The organism is Vulcanisaeta sp. EB80, from assembly GCF_002078205.2.
This window is the reverse complement of record NZ_LCWN02000014.1, coordinates 1-21,901: the sequence shown is the minus strand read 5'-3', so window position 1 is coordinate 21,901 and position 21,901 is coordinate 1. Positions and strand designations below refer to the sequence as shown.

15 protein-coding genes and 1 CRISPR repeat array are annotated in these 21,901 nt (G+C 47.9%); of the genes, 3 read left to right on the top strand and 12 right to left on the bottom strand.

What is annotated here, in order from left to right; all coding sequences use genetic code 11:
* Positions 1-27: 27 nt before the first annotated feature.
* From meaB to B7L70_RS04030, 12 genes are all read right to left on the bottom strand, one after another.
* Positions 28-1,320: a methylmalonyl Co-A mutase-associated GTPase MeaB gene (gene meaB, locus B7L70_RS04080; protein ID WP_081226622.1), complete on the bottom strand. Its 1,293-nt coding sequence runs from the start codon at positions 1,318-1,320 to the stop codon at positions 28-30.
* Complete coding sequence (locus B7L70_RS04075; RefSeq protein WP_081226621.1) at positions 1,321-1,713, bottom strand: cobalamin B12-binding domain-containing protein; 393 nt, start codon at positions 1,711-1,713, stop codon at positions 1,321-1,323.
* A gap of 41 nt (positions 1,714-1,754) precedes the next feature.
* A complete protein-coding gene (locus tag B7L70_RS04070; RefSeq protein WP_081226620.1) occupies positions 1,755-3,425 on the bottom strand; it encodes a methylmalonyl-CoA mutase in 1,671 nt (556 codons plus the stop codon).
* A gap of 42 nt (positions 3,426-3,467) precedes the next feature.
* On the bottom strand, positions 3,468-4,073 hold the full coding sequence (locus B7L70_RS04065; protein WP_081226619.1) for a cobalamin adenosyltransferase: 606 nt from the start codon (positions 4,071-4,073) through the stop codon (positions 3,468-3,470).
* A 39-nt stretch (positions 4,074-4,112) separates the two neighbouring features.
* Positions 4,113-5,960, bottom strand: a complete 1,848-nt coding sequence (locus B7L70_RS04060; RefSeq protein WP_081226618.1) for an aldehyde ferredoxin oxidoreductase family protein — start codon at positions 5,958-5,960, stop codon at positions 4,113-4,115.
* Positions 5,961-6,305: 345 nt separating this feature from the next.
* Positions 6,306-7,109, bottom strand: a complete 804-nt coding sequence (locus tag B7L70_RS04055) for an LAGLIDADG family homing endonuclease (RefSeq protein WP_081226617.1) — start codon at positions 7,107-7,109, stop codon at positions 6,306-6,308.
* A gap of 1,740 nt (positions 7,110-8,849) precedes the next feature.
* Positions 8,850-12,227: a hypothetical protein gene (locus tag B7L70_RS04050; protein WP_081226616.1), complete on the bottom strand. Its 3,378-nt coding sequence runs from the start codon at positions 12,225-12,227 to the stop codon at positions 8,850-8,852.
* A gap of 281 nt (positions 12,228-12,508) precedes the next feature.
* A CRISPR array of direct repeats spans positions 12,509-12,958; the repeat unit is 25 nt; unit sequence GCTTCAATTCTTCTGTTTTAGATTC.
* A gap of 199 nt (positions 12,959-13,157) precedes the next feature.
* On the bottom strand, positions 13,158-13,310 hold the full coding sequence (locus B7L70_RS13245; RefSeq protein WP_162009089.1) for a hypothetical protein: 153 nt from the start codon (positions 13,308-13,310) through the stop codon (positions 13,158-13,160).
* Between the two features lie 209 nt (positions 13,311-13,519).
* A complete protein-coding gene (locus tag B7L70_RS04045) occupies positions 13,520-14,281 on the bottom strand; it encodes an ABC transporter ATP-binding protein (protein ID WP_081226614.1) in 762 nt (253 codons plus the stop codon).
* Complete coding sequence (locus tag B7L70_RS04040; protein ID WP_255408841.1) at positions 14,274-15,212, bottom strand: iron ABC transporter permease; 939 nt, start codon at positions 15,210-15,212, stop codon at positions 14,274-14,276. The genes B7L70_RS04045 and B7L70_RS04040 overlap by 8 nt, the downstream gene beginning before the upstream one ends.
* A gap of 60 nt (positions 15,213-15,272) precedes the next feature.
* Positions 15,273-16,337: an ABC transporter substrate-binding protein gene (locus tag B7L70_RS04035; protein WP_081226612.1), complete on the bottom strand. Its 1,065-nt coding sequence runs from the start codon at positions 16,335-16,337 to the stop codon at positions 15,273-15,275.
* Positions 16,338-16,407: 70 nt separating this feature from the next.
* Positions 16,408-17,952, bottom strand: a complete 1,545-nt coding sequence (locus B7L70_RS04030) for a gamma-glutamyltransferase family protein (RefSeq protein WP_081226611.1) — start codon at positions 17,950-17,952, stop codon at positions 16,408-16,410.
* Between the two features lie 113 nt (positions 17,953-18,065).
* Between B7L70_RS04030 and B7L70_RS04025 the strand changes: the two genes are divergently transcribed.
* The 3 genes from B7L70_RS04025 to B7L70_RS04015 form a co-directional block, all read left to right on the top strand.
* Positions 18,066-18,974 carry a hypothetical protein gene (locus B7L70_RS04025; protein WP_081226610.1) on the top strand — a complete coding sequence of 303 codons (909 nt, stop codon included), beginning with the start codon at positions 18,066-18,068 and terminating at the stop codon, positions 18,972-18,974.
* 47 nt (positions 18,975-19,021) lie between these two features.
* The gene (locus tag B7L70_RS04020; RefSeq protein ID WP_081226609.1) at positions 19,022-20,374 is read left to right on the top strand and encodes an FAD-dependent oxidoreductase; all 1,353 of its coding nucleotides are present in this window, start codon (positions 19,022-19,024) and stop codon (positions 20,372-20,374) included.
* Between the two features lie 75 nt (positions 20,375-20,449).
* Positions 20,450-21,901: zinc ribbon domain-containing protein (locus B7L70_RS04015; RefSeq protein ID WP_081226608.1), on the top strand; the 1,452-nt coding region annotated here is incomplete at its 3' end.

Here is a 21,901-nt window from a genome sequence, read left to right as displayed (position 1 = left end):
AGCCCTGGGCTTAGACATTTTTAAAGCTCACTCATGCTGCACCAATTCTAGGAGGATACCGTGTAGGCTCTTGGGGTGTATAAAGGTGACAATACCCTCAGCGCCCCTGCTCGGTTCGCCTGTGATTGTCAGCCCTGCGTTTTTTGCGATGTTTATGAATTTGTTTATGTCGTCAACCTCAATGGCTATGTGGTGAATACCCTCACCCCTTTTCTCTATGAATTTGGCCACCGTGGTCTCTGGTCCAAGTGGCTCGAGGAGTTCGATCTTAGTATTACTGAGCATCACCATGACGACCTTAACGCCCTGTTCTTCCACAACTATTGGATCACTAACCCTAAGTCCGAGTTCCCTAAACTTCCTGGCAGCCTCATCAACATTTTTAATTGCTACGGCAACGTGATCAAGCCTTGGCTTATCATAATAATTAAGTAGCCTCCTTGCCGCATCCCGTGGTGATAGCTCGCCATTGATGACCTTCGACTCCAAATCCTTCGCCTCATTGAGGGATTTCTCAAGTAGATCATAGGCGTAGAGGCGCATCTCGAGGGTCCTCCTACTCCTTAATGTATTGTCTAACCTACCATTCTTCATTAACTCTCCAAACCTGTCGTCAATAACCTTCAGAAGTTCATCAACGCCATAACCATAGAGACCAGAGACCTTCAGCACGGTGGGTCTCCAGGTCTCGCCCTTTATCTCCCTCACCATATCCACCATCGCCATTAAGTCCCTGTACGTCGATTCGGATGCTGGATTGTCCGACTTAGATACTACGTATATGTCGCCAATCTCCATAAGTCCGCTCTTTAGGGCTTGGATTTCGTCACCGGATAGTGGTGGTACGAGGACTAGTATGGTATCGGCAACGTACTTAACATCGGTGTCTGACTGCCCAGCTCCGACGGTTTCCAGGAATATGTAGTCGGCGCCTGCGTACTCGAGGATGTTTATTGCGGCGACTGTCGCATAGTTAAGGCCACCACGTATGCCTCTGGTTGCCATGCTCCTGATGTATATGTTAGGTTTTGATGTTAGTTCCTGCATCCTAATTCTATTGCCCATGAATGAGCCTCCTGTGAATGGGCTTGACGGATCTATTGTCAGTATTGCAACCCTCTTGTCCTGGGGTATCTTCCTGGCCATTGTATATATTAGCGTGCTCTTTCCAGAGCCTGGTGGGCCTGTTATTCCAATGACATGGCTCCTCCTACGAACATCTAATTGGGGTTCGACACCCTCCTCAGCCATTGTTATTAACTTCGCAATAGACAACTTATCCCAATTCCTAGCCCTTTCGAGTAACTCCTCGATTTTCATTCACGAAACACCCGTCAATTTTTTAACGATATCGATGATTTCCCTAAGTGGTGTTCCAGGTCCATAGACACCGGCCACACCCATCTTAAGTAATGCATCCCTGTCTTCAGGTGGTATTATACCGCCGACAAGGACAGGTATACTCACGCCCCTCTCCCTCATAATTCTCATTAACTCCCCAATAAGCTCCATGTGGGAGCCGGACAGTATGCTTATGCCTATTAATTTAGCATCCTCCTGTATTGCAGTTTCAATAACCTGGCTTGGCGTCTGCCTGATGCCAGTATAAACAACCTCAAAGCCAGCCTCGGCCAACGCCCTTGCGATAACCTTGGCTCCCCTATCATGTCCGTCAAGGCCCAGTTTGGCTATGATTACCTTAGGCTTGGGCATTTAACCTTACTACGTTAATAATTCTATAAATCTTTTTTCGTTTAATAAATACTCGGCGGTTTATACTCGCCCCAAACCTCGCGTAACACACCCGAAACCTCGCCAACGGTTGCCTTAGCCCTAATGGCGTTGAGTATGTATGGGAATACGTTCTCATCCTCCAACTCTGCAGCCCTCCTTAGGTCATTAAGTGCCCTCTCCCAAGCCTCCCTATCACGCCTCTCCCTAACATCCCTCACCCTCTTGATACTCCTCTCCCTAGATACAGGGTCAACCCTGTGTAATTCTATGTGTAATTCCTCCTCCTCCCTGAACATGTTGACTCCTATAACGGCGATCTTACCCTCCTCAACCATCTTCTGGTACTGATACGCTGACTCAGCAATAGCTCTCTGCGGGTAGCCGATCTCGACAGCCCTCGTCATACCACCGAGCTTATCCACATAGTCTATTATCTTCATAACCTCTTCCTCGATAGTATCCGTCAACCACTCAATGTAGTAGGAACCACCCAACGGGTCTATTGAGTCGATTACACCACTCTCGTAGGCAATTACCTGCTGAACCCTCAGGGCAAGCTTGACGGACCTCTCCGTGGGTAGCGCCAGGGCCTCATCATACGCGTTAACGTGGAGTGATTGGGCACCACCAAGCACGGCGGCCAGGGCCTGTATTGTGGTCCTTATTATGTTGACCTCAGGCTGCTGCGCAGTCAATGTAGCTCCCGATGTTTGCACGTGGAATTTAAGTTTCATTGATTCAAGTTTCTTCGCGCCAAACCTCTCCCTCATTATTCTTGCGTATAACCTACGTGCAGCCCTAAACTTCGCAACCTCCTCGAAGAGGTTTGTTGTTGCAGCGAAGAAGAATGAGAGCCCTGGTGCGAAGTCATCAACACCCATCTTCCACCTGTTGATGACCCAGTTTGTGTATTCAATGGCATCAGCAAGTGTGAAAGCAACCTCTTGCACCGCGGTTGCGCCAGCCTCCCTGAAGTGGTAACCACTGATGCTTATTGGGTGCCACTTCGGCATGTTCCTTGACGTGTACGCTATTATGTCCACGGCGTACCTCATTGAGTGGAGTGGTGGGTATATGTATAGGTTCCTGGCTATGAACTCCTTAAGTATGTCATTCTGTATTGTACCATCGAGCACGGCCTTATCAATACCCATGCCCTCGGCCACGGTTATGTACATGGACAAAATCTCGGCTGCCGTGGCGTTTATCGTGAATGATGTCGTTATCTTACTAATATCTATACCATTAAATAGTATGGACATGGAGACAACCTCAGGTACAGATACACCAACCTTACCTACCTCCGGGTATGCGAGTTCATGGTCAGGATCAAGACCCAACTGGGTGGGTAAGTCGAATGCTACACTTAGGCCCGTCTGCCCTTGTGATATCAGGAACTTGTACCTCTTATTCGTATCCTCGGGCGAGCCGAAGCCTGAGTATTCCCTGAACGTCCATAGCCTCGACCTATACATTGTTGGGTATATACCCCTCGTGAACGGGTACTCACCAGGAAATCCCATCTTTTCCAAATAATCGCCCTTAACATCCAATGGTGTATATAATGGCTTAATCTCTACGCCGAAGGATGTTGCGAACTTACGCCACTCGGGAACCCTCTTAAGCGTGGGTATTAGGAATTCCCTAACCCACTCGTCGTACTTTTCCCTAAGCCTATCCGCAACACTCATTAATAATTTACAAATAATTATTTGTTAATAAATCTGTCCTTATTACGAAATACCATTTAATAAGTATTCCACGGCATCATCGACAGACCTAAACACACGACCACCAAGGCAATAGATGGCCTGTGCAACCAACTTATCGGCATGGTTTAGAACACCAATTATGTTGGATGATTGTGGGTAATCATCAAGCATTGATGATGTGATCCTACCGCACTCCCTAAGTTTAACCCTCATAGCATCGATAGCCTGAAGCTCAGGCGTCACTGCAATTACCCAACCAAGCGGTCCCCTAAACCCACGGCATAAACTCACGATCTCACTCATTAAGGTATCCTCAACCTCCTTAACCTTGCCTAACCTATCATCAGTCCCCTGCACCAGGTATGCATTCAATTGCATAGATAGGGCCATGACTATTGAGGCTATGCGGCCAGCATAATTGCCATCAAAACTCAACCTAGCATTGTTCGCTACGTTCACCAACTCATCTAGACAACCCATGAGCCTTATGGGCGCTGAGTCCTTCCTAACCCTCACCCTCTTACCAAAGAGCGGTATTACACTGTAGCCGCCATCTCCAGGGCATTTAACCTCATCATTAACCTCCTTACAATCTGCGAACAGGGGGAGGCGGCAGTTATCGCTCATTTTCTCGTTATTAGAATTAGTAAATTGTTTAAATGCCTTTCATTCTGTTAAAGTGGTGATTCTCCCTAGTTGGGGTATTACGTAGTTAAGTCCTAACCTATTCAGGGTGGTCTTCCTGGGTATCCCTCTCTCGTCCCAGCCCCTTAGTTCGTAGTACCAACTGAGCATTCGCTGATAACCATCATAATTGAGCATTGCACCCTTTAGTGGCCCCTTTGTCAGCGGTTTCTTAAACCACTTAGCCGGTGGTGTATCATATGCCCTATCCCAATGCCCATACTCCCTAACCCAAAAGGCCCTAATTAGTGTGTATATCCTATTGTTAATCGTACTAAGTATTTCCATGTTCATATCCATACCCGTGGCAGCCTTGAACAGCCTAAAGTACCAATCAAGCTCAAGCCCAACCTCAACCCACGGGAACCTACACGTGACAATCGTCTCGAAGAGCCCACCCCTTATGTCCTGCATCTCAATCAGTTTCTCAACCTTCTCCCTAGTGTAGTCAAACCTACCCCTCTGAACCTCCCAGGATATCAACCAAGCGTCCTTGTGGTGCGCCCCTATTGGGCTTGTGGCGAAGGCAAGAGCCATGCCAGGGGCAGCGTGGCAATCATACGCACTAATCTCCAGGCCCTTAACATGCATTGCGAACTCTGTAGCCTCCTGACCAAGCCTCATTGACACTGCCCTAACGCCGTTGCTGAGCAGCTTACCAAGTTCTGTTCTCTGTAGCGCTATGTCCATGGCAAGCTCTGCAGCCTTCTTATAATCGCCCCACTCGATTCCATCAGTTCTATTGATTAATCCCCTCTCCGTAGCCTCCATAGCGAATGCCATCGTATCACCCAGGCTTATTGTGTCCATACCCATCATATCGGCAATCCTATTCAAATGGGCCACCTTGGATAGGTCACCAATACCGAGGTTACTACCGAGAATCGCGATATTCTCATAATCCAACTCAGCTAATTCGCCCTCAGAGTCCTTAACCACATGGCCGCAGGCCATGACGCACTGTGGGCATGACCTAGTCATAACCTTATTCCTCTCAACAGAGAACCCGCCTATCTTATCGTAATCATCAAATTGACCCTCACTGAAGTTGTACGTCGGTAGCACACTGGCCTCCTGGGCCCACTCAACGGTTGATGTGGTGCCCTGCCTCATCCAGAATGGGTAGTTGGGTTTCGACTTCGTGGCTACCATGGCGTCAACACCGATTTTCCTAAGCATTGGGTCGGCGACCTTAACATCGCCGTGTCCCCTCATAACCACAGCCTTCAGATTCTTGCTACCCATGACGGCCCCGATACCGGGCCTACCACCACTACGCCCCTTCTGGGCAACTATCGTGGCGAACCTAACTAATCTCTCCCCGGCTGGGCCTATCATCACCATGCCCACGTCACTACCGTGTATCTTCTTTAATCGATCCTCCGTGGCGAACGCATCCAGCCCCCATAGGTCGCTGGCATCGTTAAAGTCGACCTTTATCTCCTCACCCTTATTCTCTATGTATAGGTAGGTTGGCTTCTCAGCCTTACCCTCGATAATCACCATGTCGACACCAGCCCTCCTCATGTGCACCGCAAGCCACGTACCGATATTCCCATCACCATAACCACCAGTCAACGGGCTCTTTGCGGCAACCACCAACTTACCACTGTTTGGTATTGGTAATGCTGTTAGTGGACCTACGGCGAGTATTAACTTGTTCAGTGGGCTTAGTGGGTCGACACTAGGCGGTAATTCATCCCACAGGGTCTTTATTGCAAAGCCCCTACCACCTATGAAGTTCGTGGCTAGGGACGGATCGAGAGATTGCACGGCGTATTTCCTACTTGAAAGGTCAATCCTTAATATTCGCCCACCCCAACCAAACATAACAACCACGTGTGGTTGGGCGTGTTTTATAAATTTCCTTTCCCATTGACATGTCTGGTTATACGATTGGGGCGGGACTAATTAAAAACAAACCCAATGCCTTAATTGCACACCTGGGCTAGCCTTACCAACTATATTAATGCCCAACGCTCCCTCCATAAATGACGTCTGGGCTGGACTTGAACTTGCTCAACTCATTACTTACCGACCTTATTGGCATAGCAAAGTGGTAATGCAACCTTCCTTCAGTGGGCATGGGGGTCACGAGGAGTGGGCAAAATGGTGCGGTAAATCGTCCTCGTGGGTGTGGGTTGTGGGGTTGCCCTTGCGAGGTTTTCTAGGTCGTTATTCCTCTTGATGTTGGGTGCTGTAGTATGCCAGGATTAACTCGGCTCTTAGGCGTCTGTGTGGGTGGTGCAGGTGTTCCACGACGCGCCCGAGTAGTTTAATGGCGTTTTTGCCGCGGAACACTAGGGCGTCCTTTGTTCTCCGTGACTTAATGGTGCCGGTTATGCCGAACCTCTCGGTGATTACCCTCCTCAGCACATCGAGGATGAACCTCTTCGGGCAATCCTTACAAGCCGTAATCCCTACATAGGCAGTTCTCTTATACCACACTGCCCCACCCCCATCGATTGCGCCAGCCACGAACTCCGCAAGCTCCCCATCGCCGAAGCCATCGAGTATCCTCTCGAGCTCGTCGGCGTTCAATTTAATCGGCCAGGGCCACTCATTAATGCCTAGGTCTATGTGGTATGATAAAGTGATTGATTCAGGCGTGGGTTTTTCCGCTGGCGTCTCCCTTCCCTGCGTAATATCTAGTCTCGGCATCTTTACGGTCTTCAGCAGTGTTGGGTAGAATACGGCATCGATACTATCCTTAGTATCCAGCTCCAACCTAATTTTATCATCGAGCTTCTTAATTACCAACCTACCCATGGCAAACCCAAACCAGTAGGGCCTCCTCAAATCACGCAGTGACTCCAAGCCCTTAAGCCAAGCACACGGCTCTATCCCGTGCATCCTAAACTCATCAACATCAACACCAACGAACCGCCACAACTCCTCGCACATCCTAACCTCGCTCCAACCCATCTTCCTCAGCAAATCCTCGAGTTGTCTAACGACATCGTCCCAATCATCCCGCATTACTTCTCCCTCCCAACCAAGCTGTGCCTAATATTAAATACTTTATATTGTTTTATTGACTAAACCCCTCGATGCACCAAGCCTTAAGGTTGTCGTTATTAAAGAGGGGTCTTTAAGTTAAGTGACTTTACATCATCACGTAGTGACTCGATAGTGAGTCCAAGATCACGAACCAACTCATCAAAAGTTTTTGAAATCACCACCTCCATCCACACTGCCAATATCCATCAGATACACAGGTGAGGAGGTTAGAACTTTCAATTTTCGAAACCAACTTGAAATCAATAACTAGGATGATTACGACGAACACACCCACAATCTTTCAATATTCTATTGAAATCAACTTTCGCGTGAAGCTCTAATCGACAGAGATAACGTGGTTTGGGCTTTCAATATTCTTCTATTGAAATCACCATAGGTTACTGCAAAGAACGTGGCTATGGACCTGATGATTTGATTGATCTTTCAATATTCTATTGAAATCAACCGACATAGCTGGCACTGTTGTTGAGACGTCTGCGTTGGACTACATCTTTCAATATTCTATTGAAATCAACCTCTGAATATTACGTGGAGTATGAATTGGGCGAGGACGATGATGGGCTTTCAATATTCTATTGAAATCAACATTTGTTCTGAAGTCAAGGCCAAACATAAGTGGGACCGATGTCTTTCAATATTCTATTGAAATCAACAAACCAACAAGCCACGTATTCACAGCTCTACCGCGAGTTCGTGCAGCTTTCAATATTCTATTGAAATCAACTTAAAATAACTCAGGAACTGAACACCGCCACGGGCATCATCACTTTCAATATTCTATTGAAATCAACAGCAAAGGCAATTACGTGAGGAACTGGAGTGCGATTGTGTCCTTTCAATATTCTATTGAAATCAACTTAGTGATATTATAAACGAGGCACTTGGTGATATTGGCAAACTCTTTCAATATTCTATTGAAATCATCTCAAAGACCTACCAGACATAAGACCTGCCCTGGGCTATATCAATCTTTCAATATTCTATTGAAATCATCTCATCAAGAAAATGGACGTTACAGATCCTGCCCTGCGCTTTTTCACGCTTTCAATATTCTATTGAAATCATCCGCCGCGTTTGTTTTTGTCTGGGGTTTTAAAGTTTTTCCTCCCCGTTGTTTGGTTTTCGTGGGAACATATTTCTGCTTCTAATGCTTATGGTTCGTGCCTGTTCCCACGGTCTGCTTTGGAAATTGAATTAATGTTCCCACGGAATTTCAATTCCCACGGCAACGACTTGTTCCCACGATAAATAGTCAAACATCAAGTGTAGAAAATGCACGAGGTCGTGCATTTCATACGAAAAGCCTCGACAACGAAAACGTAGCGTGGGAATTCACGAATCCGTGCATTGCCCTTATTGTCTATTGCACGGTCTCGTGAAGCCTTAACCATCGATGGTTGGGTTTGTCGTTGGTGGGTTTTTGTTACGGGCTTTCTATATGCCGTGCAGGAGGTGTTGGAGGCGGAAGTTAGGGCTATCTATGGGAGAGACTACATCGTTACATTGGTGGTTCACGGGGGAGAAACGATCAGGCTACATGGGCTAGCCATGCATCATGCCAACACCTAGGAACTAAGCTAATCCCAACACTTCACAGTAGCGACGAATCAAATACCGAGCTCAATAACTAAACGAAACACAGAGGTATAAAGCCTTACTCCGTGTAGGGTTGATTAAGTCCGTCTCACTAGTTTAAAATCAAACGTGGTAGAGGAAGAGTTTGGCGATTGTGTGCTTAAACGGCTCGTTGCTTAGGTCGCAGCATGCTTTGTGGGTCTCGAGGAGTAATTTCGTGAGTAGTTTTTCGCCAACGTTCGCAGCTCCATAGAGTGCGTGTGCCTTGGCTAGCTTCTCCTCGCCATTGATTAGTGCGTAAAGCATGAAGGCTAACGAAGCCCTTGAGTTTACGGGGGTGATTAGTCGGGCTAGGGACTTGCCATCAAGCCCATTCACCAACCCCCTAAACTCATTAAATACCGTGTCGACGTCGACACCGAGTTCCCTAAATGAGTTCAACCTTACAATCAATACTTCCCGAAAGGCATTGATTAACCACTCTCTTAATTGCGTAACGGCGGTAATGTTTCCTTTAACTGCTAGGATGGTATTTACGCAGTCCTCATCGATGAATGCTTTGCATAACTTAATCCCATCTTCAGGGCTTATCGCGCCGAAAATAACCATCAGCGCGGGCAGGAACTTATTGCGTATATAAGGTCCGAATGCGTCAACTAGTTCCCAGGGCGCAACACTAAGCCTACCCTTAAGCTCACTGCCTAGTTGGTCCTTTCTATCCTTTGAACCGAGTAAGGCGTTGAGTACTAGCCTGGTCAGGACCGAGGCTTGCTTATCGGCGTTCAGTACCCACCAATGTTTCTCAAGCAGCTCGTTGATCTTTTTGCCATCACCCGTTAGGGCTAGGGATACGAGGTAGCTGCCGAGCATGTTCGATACGATGTTGAGGTACCTAGCCGTGGGCTTGAAATGCTCCTCATTGAATGCCTCCTCGTACAATTGCCTAAACCCATTAACCAACTCATCACCAACCAACGAGCCCTTAATAGCCTCGGCACGCAGTGCCAGGTCGCGATTAGCTATGTAGTCTTCATGGGCATTCATCTCTCTAAATTCCTTAGCTGCCTCGTTAAATAGTCTCGCCGCTTCATCGAATTCATCGTTATTGAGTTTATAAAGCGCCAATGCGTGCTTAAAGAACGATGTTACGTTGAGAATTGCTGTCTTAACCGCTTCCTCATCAGCCTTTATGGACACGGACTCGACGTAACTCATGAATTCCCCGTCGCTCATTAACTCCTGAATCTTCCCCCTCAATTTGCCTAGTTCCTCGGCGACCTCGTTGACCTTATTGGCCATATTGATGCTGAACATATTCTCCATAAACCACCCCATGACTCCCTGCATTAATGCCGGGGCTAGCGCGATTGCCCACGCTATGGCGCTTAGGCTAGACTTGGACTTGTCAAGCTCATTAAGTAAATAAAGGACCCTGCTAATGACACTCTTGACCTCATCGCTTAGGTATACAGGGTATGTTCTAAGTAGGTTGGCGTAGGTGGTTATTGCATGTACGAGGGACCAAGCATGTTCCTTAATCGCATAGCCGTAATTGTCCAGGGTTTCATTCAACTCCTCAAGTACGTACTTGACCGTGTCGAGGTCGAGGTTCGCCATATTCGATATGGAGTTTAGTAGTTCGAGGTACCTGTGCGGTGCCTTGCCACGCAATGGCTTTAAGGTGCGTAGTATTGGCGTAATGAGGCTTTGTGGCGAAACATCCTTTATGGCGAATGACGTAAAATGCAGTACCACATCGGCACCGCTGGGCTCGACGTACTTACCTAACTCAGTGGCCCTAGCTATTATCAGGGCTAACCCAAGGCCATAAGGTCCAGCAACCGCTAGAGGGGTGTCCCTGACGACGCTGAGGACTCTCCCTATCTCGTCAATAACCTCGTTGTACCTACTGACGAATGCCTCGGTCAAGGCACGTGCGTGATTCTTGATTAGGTACCATATTAATGGTGGGATTACGTTACCAACGAGTAAGTAATCGTCAATGCCACACCCCTTCAAGGCATCGCTGAGGAACTTGGCATCATCTCCAGGTAAGTCCTCGGGCCTAGGCACTACGATACGCTCAGTCAGGACGAGCCCTATGATTAACGCAACCCTCCTCCAGCAGTTACTGAAGCTCCTTAGTGCGCCTGTGAATTCCTTGCCGTAGTTGTCTGCGAAGTACTCAACGGCGCTATCTCTATCCTTTACTTCATTCGAGACCTCCCTCAACGACCTCCTAACAGTTCCTAGGCTCCAGGGCTCCAACGCGTCACCAAGCTCCTCGCACTCCTCACCCTTACCCACAATGCAGTCGAGTAGTTCCTCAATCGCCTCCTCGATTAGGTCGTTCTGCCTAATAGCCAACCAACCCCTCAACTCCTCACCCTCCGCACTCTGGAGCAAACCCGCTCCCCTCTTCTTACCAATTAACTTGATGATGCCCGGCGTCAGTATTGGGATGCCAGGCCTCGTCATATTAACGAACGGCCTCCTCAATGCGAAGACCTCAACCAAAGCCTCAGCCGTTTTGGGGTCTTCGTGTACCCTGAAGAGTGAGTTTATGTACTGTATTATGAGTGCTTCAGCCTTACCCCCGGCCTCGCTAATCAACCTCTTAACCTTGTCAACACTGCAGTTATTCCTTGCCAGCTCCTCGCCGATGAGCCTGGCTATTAGTGCGTGGCCTGAGTCGAACCCAGCCACTTTACCGGCCAAATCATTTAGTACGTTATCGCTTAGTGCGCACCCGCTGGGTTTATCCCTCGCCTTCGTGTACTCCCTAATCAACCCGGCTAGGAACTCGACATCGTTCAGCGAAGCATCGAGCCTGTGGCTCTCCAGTGAATCCCTTATTTCCTCGCTCAATGCATCGTAAACATCACTCGGCAGCACAATGAGCGTGAGCAGTCTCGAAGCTTTGGGGCTTATTGAGTTTACAACATCCATCAAGTTCTTTACCGTCCTCTCAATATTGGCTTGCATGGGTGACTCCACATCAACGCCCACCTTCTCGTGGGCCCTGGTCGACACAGGGTCGTATAGTATGAGCAACCTACCGAAGTACTCACCGAACCTCTCACCGTAGTTCTCGATAAATGCTTCAAATCTTGAGCGGTTGTCCTCATCAAGCGTTACAACACGCGCGATTAGACCAACCTCGTGCTTGCTCATTAACTCCCAAATCACGGCCGCAGCCAGTGTCGACTTACCAATGCCCTTAGGCCCAACGACCACAACAACACCATCACTCACAAGCCTACCCCCAACCTCATTAACCAACTCACCGAACCTACCAGCCCTAACAATGCTGTGGTACCTATCCTCAACCCTAACCCTCAACTCGTTGTTTTCAACACCGATGTTCGGATAAATCGCTCCTTTCGCGAACTCATTGGCATCAGCCGTGAAAACCCCCGCAGGCAACCCCCGCCTAAATAACCTCACCTTCTCCCTAAGCTTCTCAACCACACCTCCAGAATCAACGCCAGAACCACCCATTCAATACGGCATCGACCAATTACATATAAGCATTGCCCAACGATCTACCCAACATAGCCGCGAACAACCCCAGACACCACACGATGGCTCAAAAAGCCATCCTAAATCATCGAAAAAGCCCCGAAACTATAACCACGTTGGCAACACTCGACGTAACCCGCCTAAATGCGTTACTCACCAGGTTGTCCATGGACATGCTAATCCACGCAGGGGAATCAATAGTGAGGAGGGTGGGCAACGAGGAACTCACGAAAATCAAGCCACGCCAGGAAGCCAATCCTGCTTCAATTCTTTTGTTTTAGATTCCCCTAGAGCCGGGTGTGGTTCTTATCGTGCTCCAACTACTCGGTGGTGCTTCAATTCTTCTGTATTAGATTCTGGACTTAGTGAACGAGATACTCAAGGCCGAGGCTGCCTTGCTTCAATTCTTCTGTTTTAGATTCACAAAATACATTAATGTGAAGTGTACAAGAGGCGAGTATAGGTATAAGCTTCAATTCTTCCGTTTTAGATTCACCCTGGCGTTTACCTTATCGCTGACGTTGCTTATTGTTATTTTCATACTGCTTCAATTCTTCTGTTTTAGATTCCTCGTTCTTTTTCGCCATGCTTTTTGCCGACCTGCCCCTCAGCACCGCTTCAATTCTTCTGTTTTAGATTCGGGGTACCTTATACATGGGGTTAGAAATGGCAAACCAAACAAACCGCTTCAATTCTTCTGTTTTAGATTCCGGGTTGTGGCTTTATTTACTCCTTTTTAAGTTTTCCCTACCCCGTTCACGGGTTCTCGCCAGAGGGTTTATCCACCCCCATGCTCACGACTCGTGAAGTCTCTGACGATCTGGCGATTACGACACACGTAAGTCTCTGACGGTCAATTCAATTCCTCAATGTCGTGGGGGCTCTTACGGCAGGGTAGAACGTTTATCACTACGCTAGGCCCTTGGTCGAGGGCTCCAGCTCGATTATGGCCTGCCTCCTTATTGGCCCGGTGATGACTAGGGCCTTCGTTGTTAGCCCTGCCATGTGTGGTGGTAGGGCTGTGGTTAGCCACCTGACGACCTCGTTGGTTAGGTTCAACACCTTAGCCACCTCGTTAACATGGGCATTGCCATGGTTCAAAGTAATCATTAGTTATGTTCTGGGGCGGTGTGTTTACCCGGTTATCGTTTGATTAGCCATTATTGTGCCTGGTTCCGTGTACAACGTGTTCCAGGGGTGGATGTGGATTAGGCGCAAACGGCGATGCCTACCATGCACGTAATTACCCTCATCTTATAATTATCGTCTACTCATGGGCCCTCGTGTTGCTCTACGTAGATGAGTCTATGCCCATTGAGTCTTAGGACCTTGATGTTTATTCCGTAGAGTTTGGATAATGTGTTTTCATTAATTATATCGTCTGGGCTTCCCATTGCCAATAACTCGCCATCCTTTATTGCGACGACCCAGTCGCTGGATAGTGCTAGGTCTATATCGTGGCCTGCGGTTATCACGGTGATATCCCTCTCATCCACAATCTTCCTGAGTATGGAAATTACCCTGTACTTATTGCCGAGGTCTAGGTTGGATGTTGGTTCATCAAGTAGTAATAGCGGTGCCTTGGAAACCAGGGCCCTGGCTATTAAGATAAGCCTCTTTTGCCCAGTGCTTAATTCATTGAACATTCTATCTACCAAGTCCTGGATGCCCAGGAAACGTAGGGTGTCGTTAATATCCTCATCACTAACCCAACCATCACCACCCCTGGCACTGCGCATTATGTCCCTAACCGTTAGGATGACCTGTGGGTTTATCTCCGCTGGTGAGTACGAGATGTACCTGGGCAAGTCCCTTATGGGTATTGAATCCACGCTCTTGCCATCTACGTATACGTACCCACCAAAGATCCTGGCATACTTAATTAGGGCTCTGAGCATCGTTGTCTTACCAGACCCGTTTGGGCCCAATATCGTGGTTAGGCCAGGCCTCGGTATATTAAGCATGATGTCCCTGATGATGGGCTCGTCATAACCAATACTAGCATTCACAAACCTAACCGCGTAACTACCCATGCCCAACACCCCTAAGCAGTATTAGCAATACGGGGACTCCAAATAGGCTCGTTATTGCCGTAATCGGCATAACCACACCAGGGATTACCACCTTACTGACCACGTTTGCGTAAAGCATGATTGTGGATCCCGAGATTATCGATAGGGGTATCACCCTGGAATTATCGGAACTCTTCAGCAGTAGTCGTGTTAGGTGTGGGGTTACGAGGCCTACGAAGCCTATTATTCCCGTGAAGGATACGGATATTGCGGTTAATAGGCCGGTTAATGTAATGAATATGGCCCTTGAAAACCCTGGATTAACACCACCTGCCTGGGCAACCTCATCGCTCATCATCAATAGATTCACCTCACGGGCACTAACTATTATGTACGCCATGGTCGGTAAACTGACGCAAGCCATTGCCAAATCCTCATTCCAGTTAATACCACTGACTGTGCCAAAGAGTAGGTAGACGATGGCTGGTAATGTCGGTATTATCGTTAGTAGGTATGTGTCGATCATCATCACAATTGATGAGAACATTATGGAGACTCCAATACCGGCAAGTACGAGCGATAACCAACCACCCCTACCGAAGGTTAGAACGAGGGCTATGGCAACCATTGCACCAATGAAGGAGAACACGGGCATCAGCACGATCGAGAATGAACTTCCAATCCTGGAGGTAATGCTGATTAAAAGTCCAATTAGGGCGCCAAGTAAGGCACCTGAGGCTGTGCCTGTGACGTACGGTTCAGCGAGTGGGTTCCTGAATAGTGATTGCATTACGGCACCAGCCACGGATAGGTTTGCGCCAACCACGATGCAGGCTAGTAACTCGGGTAGTCTTATGTCCAGGATTATAACCCTATAGACTTGGGGTGGGTCAAGTAGTTTATTCACTGGTATTATAACCTCGCCAACCATTATGTTCAGGATTATGCCCAGGAGTAGTAATGGTATGAAGATCCAGAGGTATTTGATGAGGGATTTGTTGTGCGTGAATCATCACCCACTTAACGTCAAGTTTAGGTTAGGTTTCACATACTCCATAACCCACTGGGAACTTATGTAATGGGGGATCTCCGTGGAGTTAAGCCCAAAGGAGCTTGGATGCAGTATCATTGCCAGAAGCAGTGCGCCATAGACAGACAGGGGTCCAGGTTCCTCGATGAGGCTTTGGGCTAGGTTGCCCAATATGTAAACATGCCCTTCCTTAACCGCATTCGTGGTGTTAATCCCGGGTATTGAGAGTATCGCCTGCAGGGTAGCGCTATAGTTACCCATGAAATCATCAGCAATTATGTAGTCCGGGTTGGCAATTATTAATTGGGTTGGAGTTATGGTTGGGTACATGCCAGTAAATGGGTCATAACCACCCGCAACGGTTATGTAGTAACCAATGAATGATGAGTTGCCGGCCACATATATTGGGTTATACCAACTTAGATAGGCCACGGTGACGGGTTGGGCATTGGTTACATGGCTTCTCACATAATTGAGTATATCACCCATCCTACCCACAACCAACTCACCCCTACTCGTAACACCCAGGGCCTTAGCCACGAGCGTCACGTCATTGTAGATGCCCGTCACGTTGGTGTTGTCGGTACCTCCTATGAAGATCACAGCTATGCCACTATCAGCCAGCGTCCCTGTGTCCTCAACGAACTGGTAATTAAACCCAGCGTCTGCGCAGATGAGTGATGGATGGGCAAGTAGTATTGGCTCTAATGGCGGTGTTGGGTATATGCTACTTATTATTGTGGCATTACTCGGTACAGTCACACCCAGGTAGTTAAGTAGTTGCTTTGAGTATATGTCTAGGAGGACGACCTTATTACCAAGACCTAACATATACACTATCTGGGCGCAGTCAGGACTTACTATGCCTATTGTACTCGGTTGAGACTGTATCGTGACATTACGCCCAAGGTAATCAATATTCGATAAGGGATAATGAGGACTTTGTGGCTTATGTGCCATTTGAACTAGGTAGTACGTTATGGCTACTATCACGACTATTGCTAAGACCGCGCCGACTATGGTGGCCTTCGAAATTCCACTCGACATACGGCGGTAGGATTCATATCCTATTTATAAACACTTTCTACCACGAAAACCAACAGGCAAACCATAATTATCACTGACCGAGTGCCAGCCCATCACCTCTAATATCAGCATGAAGGAGTCTTCTTCCATCATCCATGAAGGCTAGTATACTCGCCACACCAGTACTGCCTGGGTACCTAACGACTTGGTGAGGCTCCGTTAGTCCCGCAACCTCAAAGCCATCCTCAATTATTAAGGACTTCCTATCCCATAGGAATCTCGGCGCATCTATCGCCTCAACAGGGCTTAATCCGTAATCAACCATGTTCGTAATAAACAATGTGTGTTGTTGTGGTCTAAAGTGGGCGCCTGATGTACCAAGTGCATACTTCGGTTCCTCCTCCTTGGTGATTATCACCGTGCTGAGTGTGTGTAATGGTCTCTTCCTAGGCATGAGGATGTTTGGTCCATCCATTGAGAAGTCCGATGCCCTGTTGTTGAGGGTTATGCCATACCTTGGCTCGGTAATTAGTGATCCGAAGTGATGATAGAGGCTTTGGATTGCGCTGACTATGTTCCCTTCCTTATCAACAACCACGAAATACGTCGTATCTCCAGATCCACGTAATTGGGTCCTAGACCTGGTGATATATTCGGAAAGTAGGAAGCCAACATCGAGTAGCTTATTCACAGGCACCTCGACGAACCTTGGATCACCAACATACTTATCCCTTAGCTCATACGCAATCCTGTAAACCCCTAGGTAAGTCTCTATCCTCCTGCGTGAGAAGACCTCGCCTGCGTCCTTTATGGTCTCGAGGATCTTGAGTATCATCAATGTCGTTATTCCCTGGGTGTTCGGTGGTGACTCGTAGATCGTGAAGCCCCTATACTCCGCACTCAGTGGGTCGCGCCACTCGGGTTCGTACTCCCTCAAGTCGTCCATCTCCATAACACCACCCATTGATTGCACGTACTCAACCAATGCCTGACCAACCTCTCCCCTGTACAGTATGTCTGGACCATGCTCCATCACCAACTCGAGGGTTTTCGTTAACGGCTCTATCCTAATTAGGCTCCAGGGTCTCGGAGTTAGTGGGTATGTCCTCCTAAAGCCCTCGTTATCCTTCACCTCACCAATCACGGCATTAATAGCCCTGGTGAAGCTGGGACTTGCTGGGAATCCCTTCCTGGCGGTCTCTACGACAGGCCTAACCAATGAAGCCCACTCGGCACTACCAAATCTTCTCCACAGTGCATGAAGACCAGCCAGTAGCCCTGGGACGACTGGTGATAATGGGCCCTTCAAAGGCACGGCACTCAATCCACGCTGGGCCAGTAACTCCTTACTTAACCTCCTTGGCGCCCAACCGCTGGCATTTAGGAAGTAGACCCTGCCATCCTTGGCTGAATAAACCATGGCGAAGAAATCCCCGCCCAAACCACCGAGGTGCGGTTGCGTTAGTGCGAGGGCTAGGGATGTGGTTATTGCAGCGTCTATTGCGTTACCGCCTAGGTTTAATACATCGACGCCTAGCCTACTCGCAACAGGGTGTTCTGAGGAAACACCACCTAGTTCTGTTATCCAGGGGGGTTTAACCGCACCACTTGACTTCACGGATATTGGTAATGACACAGCAACCTGCAAATCTAGCCTTAAAGAGTATTGCGCAGAAAAATAGTTAGTGCGCTCAAGGAATCATTTAAATTATAGATAACAAAATTAATTTAACACTAAGGAGATAAACCATGGACACCGAGGCCAAGTGGACCTACATAGGGAGTATCACAACCCCCGTTGGGTTCACCAGATTTTCATTATTCAACAAACATGGTGCGAAACTTAGGGCGGCATTGATCATGCTTAATGCAATCCTTGACTTCCTAGGATCTGGGGTATTGGATATGGTACCCATGGGTCCCGAGAGGGAGTTGATAAACAGGGATACCGAGAAGTCCCTCAGGGATTACTTTGATGTTGATAAGAACGTAGTGATACAGAGGCTCGGTCGAGATAGCATTATCATGTTAAGGGTGAACCCATCACTCATGGTGAGGATGCTAATGTCGTGTAATGGCAATTGTAAATGCTACGTCGATGATGTAATAACAAAGGCTAAGGGTAATATTACGAAGTACCGTGACATGGTAATGAACGCGTTATCTAGGTTAGGAAGGATATTCAATATCGAGACACCTAGGGTACTGCTTACGCACAATCCCACGGTCTTTGGGAAAATCATGCTGATGGGGAGAGAGGAGGTCATCACACTATCAGTGTGGGATATACTCAGGGCTCAGGTTTTCATTGGTGGTGAACCAACAGTTGATGGCATAAGTGACATAATTGATACCGTGGTTCACGAGTTCCTGCATTACCTGCTTGATAAGCGATACTTAATACCAGCAGCGTTTATTGAGATGACGAAGAGGATACCCAGTGTTTTTGATGATGGGATTGTCCATGAGTTAATAACGTGGACATTAACACCTAGCGTAAGCCGTTATGTCGCCCAATGCATTAAATATGGGAATGCGAACAAGGTTAATATCATCGATACCTACCTAATTAAGTATCCTGTTAAGAGGAGACACGTGATTGCTACCAGGAAGGTAATAAATGAGTTAGTGAGCTTCCTAGATGGAAGTTGTGGATGAATTTCGCGGAAAAATTAATTAATACTATTGTAGAGACATAATGCAATATGGGTAAGAGGGTCGTAATAATAGGTGGAGGTGCGGCAGGTGCTTCAGCCGCCGCCAGGGCTAGGAGACTCGATCCAGAGGCTGAGATTATCATGATAGATAAGGGTCTATTCATAAGCCATGCGCCCTGCGGGATACCTTACTACGTGGGTGGCGTTGTTAAGGATGCCCATGAACTAGCCATATACTCACCTGAGGAGTTTGCTAAGGAGAGGAGGATAATCGTTAAGATAAATGCCGAGGCCTTTGATATAGATACTAAGAATCAGGTTGTCCTAGTCAGGGAGGGTGGTGAGGTTGTTAAGTATCAATGGGATGTGCTCATAATAGCCACGGGAGCTAAACCCATAACCCTCCCCGTGGAAGGTCATGACCTAAATGGAATATTAACACTCAGGCTTCCACATGAGGCACCGATGCTTAGGGAGGAGGTTGAGAGGGCTAGTACTGTTGCCGTTGTTGGGGGTGGCTACATAGGCCTTGAAATGGCTGAGGCTCTCAGGGACCTTGGTAAGAAGGTCCTGCTCTTCGAAATGATGCCTCATGTACTGCCGACAACGTTTGATGAGGACATGGCTAAGTTAATCCATGATGAGTTGGTTAAGAATGGGGTTGAACTGCACCTAAATGAGAGGGTTGTTGGGTTTAAGGGTGTTAATGGGCATGTGAATAAGGTAATTACCGAGAAGGGTGAGTACACCGTAGATAAGGTGGTGATGGGTGTCGGCGTCAGACCTGACACAGAGCTCGCCGAAAAAGCTGGCGTTAAGCTCGGCGAGACGAAAGCGGTCTGGGTTAATGAGTACATGGAGACCTCGGTTCCAAACATATACGCTGCAGGTGATGTTGCTGAGACGTGGAGCCTAATAACTGGTAAAAGGATGTACGTGGCACTAGCCCCACCAGCGAATAAAATGGGTCAAGTGGCTGGGGCAAACGCCGTTAAGGGCAGGTTTTTAAAATTCCCTGGCGTACTTGGCACGGCTATAACTAAGGTCTTCAATCTATACGTGGCCAGAACAGGTCTTACGGAGAGGCAGGCTAGGGAGGAGGGGTTCAAACCGGTATCGGCAACCATAAGGGCCAGGACAACGGCGCACTACTATCCGGTCGGCGTTCCGGTGAACATCAAGATGATTGCAGATGAACAAAGCGGCAGGATACTTGGTGTACAAATAGTAGGCCCTGACAAAATAGTTGCCGGCTACATAGACACTGCAGCGGCTCTGATAGGTAGGGGTGCAACGATAGATGATGTGTTCTTTGCCGACCTATCATATGCACCACCGACAGCCCCTGTCTGGCACCCATTAATTACGGCAGCGAGGGTTCTATCTAAGGGCAAGTATTGATAGCGTGCTAATGACAAGTCTCGCCCCTTCTTGTTGTGAGTGGCTTTTAAGTCTGGTTGTTGCTTTTCCTTATGAATGTTGTGTAGGGCTGTGGCTGTTGAGCTTGAGGTTACTAAGGAGCTCAATAAGTTGCTTTGCTCTGTTGAGGAGGTTTACAAACGCATTGTTCGTGAGGTCGTTGAATACGCCGTTGAGAACAATGTTACGGGTGCGAGTCAACTCCATGGGCTGTTTTATCACAAGTATAGGAGTGAGTACCCAAGCCTTAACTCGCAATTGGTCGTCCAAGCCATTAAACAAGCCTCTGAGATCGCCAAGTCATTTATTACACGAAGGAGGAAGGGCTTGGTGAACAAGCCCTATCCTGAGGTTAGGAGCGTCTCAATTAGGTTTGCAAAGGATACATGGAGTTATGAGGAGTTCGTTAAATCAGTAGCCCCAGTCAGGCTCGCCATATCACCCATCAGCACCGGTAAGAGAGGTAGGGGTGGCAGGAGATTCGAAGCCTGGTTAAGGCTTCATAAGAGATTTTGGTTGCTTTGGTGGAGGGTTTTGAGTGGTGAAGCCGAGCTTGCGTCTACGTTGATTATTAAGCGTAGGGCTAACAAGTGGTATGCCATATTCGTCTTTGAGCTGAAGCCCAGGGAGGAGGAACCAAAATCAATCATTGCCTTCGACATTAACGAGAACACCGTTGCTGTTGGTAGGATTGATATCGAAACCACCGTGAGCAAGGTGGCTGATTGGAATAGGCAATACCTAACACCACAGCTCTACATGATAAGGACTGACTTCGGTAGGCTAGCCAAGAGGTATGAGGCGATTCGAAACAAAATAATCGAGAAACTCAAGCCCGAATTTGCATTACCGAGCGGTAATTACGTGAACGTAACGAACACCAGGGAGTTCAGGAAGCAGGTGAGGAAATTACGAGAAAGGGATAGGAAGGTTGGTCGTGTCAGGCATGTGGCTAATGAACTAACAAAAACGCCAGGGATTATTGTTACCGAGGATCTCGGTGAAAGACCTCAGGATGAGATGATTAGTGATCTTGAGAGTGGAGGGCTAAGGCATAGGATCAAGCAAACACCATTCAAGGCTTTGGAGAAGGCTGTGAAGGATAAGGCATTGGAGAGGGGTTCGAGGATATTCCACGTATCATCCTATAGGAACAGTAGGGTTTGTCCAATACACTTCACAAGGCTTGAGAGCACAGATGATTGGCACACATTGCAATGCCCACTTGGTCACCTCGTGGATAGGGATTATGCATCCATACTCAATATGATGTGGAAAGTAACGCCAGAAGCATGGACAAAGGGAGTATGGTGGGGCTTGAGGAAAAAGATGAACTGGAGAGAGTATGGCAAGTCAAACCCACTTGTTCCACACGAAATCGTGCAGTATTTACACGCCACACTCAAGGAATTCAAGGCCAGCCTAGAACAAAGCCCCGCGGTGCTGGCCCGGGGCGACCCCATGAACCCAGCCAGAGGAGCCGATGAAGGCTGGGCGAGGAAACCACCC

What these genes read in the sequence shown, in the direction of transcription:
- meaB (WP_081226622.1), bottom strand. Translation starts at nt 1,320, where the DNA reads ATGAAAATCGAGGAGTTACTCGAAAGGGCTAGGAATTGGGATAAGTTG.
- B7L70_RS04075 (WP_081226621.1), bottom strand. Translation starts at nt 1,713, where the DNA reads ATGCCCAAGCCTAAGGTAATCATAGCCAAACTGGGCCTTGACGGACAT.
- B7L70_RS04070 (WP_081226620.1), bottom strand. Translation starts at nt 3,425, where the DNA reads ATGAGTGTTGCGGATAGGCTTAGGGAAAAGTACGACGAGTGGGTTAGG.
- B7L70_RS04065 (WP_081226619.1), bottom strand. Translation starts at nt 4,073, where the DNA reads ATGAGCGATAACTGCCGCCTCCCCCTGTTCGCAGATTGTAAGGAGGTT.
- B7L70_RS04060 (WP_081226618.1), bottom strand. Translation starts at nt 5,960, where the DNA reads ATGTTTGGTTGGGGTGGGCGAATATTAAGGATTGACCTTTCAAGTAGG.
- B7L70_RS04055 (WP_081226617.1), bottom strand. Translation starts at nt 7,109, where the DNA reads ATGCGGGATGATTGGGACGATGTCGTTAGACAACTCGAGGATTTGCTG.
- B7L70_RS04050 (WP_081226616.1), bottom strand. Translation starts at nt 12,227, where the DNA reads ATGGGTGGTTCTGGCGTTGATTCTGGAGGTGTGGTTGAGAAGCTTAGG.
- B7L70_RS04045 (WP_081226614.1), bottom strand. Translation starts at nt 14,281, where the DNA reads ATGGGTAGTTACGCGGTTAGGTTTGTGAATGCTAGTATTGGTTATGAC.
- B7L70_RS04035 (WP_081226612.1), bottom strand. Translation starts at nt 16,337, where the DNA reads ATGTCGAGTGGAATTTCGAAGGCCACCATAGTCGGCGCGGTCTTAGCA.
- B7L70_RS04025 (WP_081226610.1), top strand. Translation starts at nt 18,066, where the DNA reads ATGGACACCGAGGCCAAGTGGACCTACATAGGGAGTATCACAACCCCC.
- B7L70_RS04020 (WP_081226609.1), top strand. Translation starts at nt 19,022, where the DNA reads ATGGGTAAGAGGGTCGTAATAATAGGTGGAGGTGCGGCAGGTGCTTCA.